The organism is Escherichia sp. GZ89 (assembly GCF_019366485.1).
GTDB classification, from domain to species: Bacteria; Pseudomonadota; Gammaproteobacteria; order Enterobacterales; family Enterobacteriaceae; genus Escherichia; species Escherichia fergusonii.
Genome location: NZ_JAEOHX010000080.1, coordinates 1 through 523, shown reverse-complemented (window position 1 = coordinate 523; position 523 = coordinate 1). Strand labels below are relative to the sequence as shown.

The 523-nt window shown below is 53.7% G+C and carries 1 pseudogene; it reads left to right on the top strand.

The window, feature by feature from the left end:
* Positions 1 to 2 precede the first annotated feature (2 nt).
* Positions 3 to 523: pseudogene (locus K0335_RS22310) on the top strand (M42 family peptidase); the annotation flags it as partial.

The window sequence follows — 523 nt, the reverse complement described above, 5'->3', positions numbered from 1 at the left end:
TACTGCGGCTAAACGGGATTTCAGGACATGAAAGCAGTATTGCAAACGTTATGCAGCACGCGTTCGAACAGCAGGCCAAAGACGTCTGGCGGGATCGCTTAGGTAATGTCGTCGCCCGTTATGGCAGCGATAAATCCGACGCGCTTCGCCTGATGATTTTTGCGCATATGGATGAAGTGGGTTTTATGGTACGCAAGATCGAACCCTCCGGTTTTTTACGTTTTGAACGCGTGGGCGGCCCGGCGCAAATTACTATGCCCGGTTCGATTGTGACGCTTGCCGGATGTTCAGGCGATATCATGGGCTGTATCGGTATTAAAGCATATCACTTCGCGAAGGGTGACGAGCGCACCCAGCCACCCGCGCTCGATAAACTCTGGATTGATATCGGCGCAAAAGATAAAGCGGATGCCGAACGAATGGGTATTCAGGTGGGGACGCCAGTAACCCTTTACAACCCGCCGCACTGTCTGGGCAACGACCTGGTGTGCAGTAAGGCGCTGGATGACAGGCTGGGGTGTAC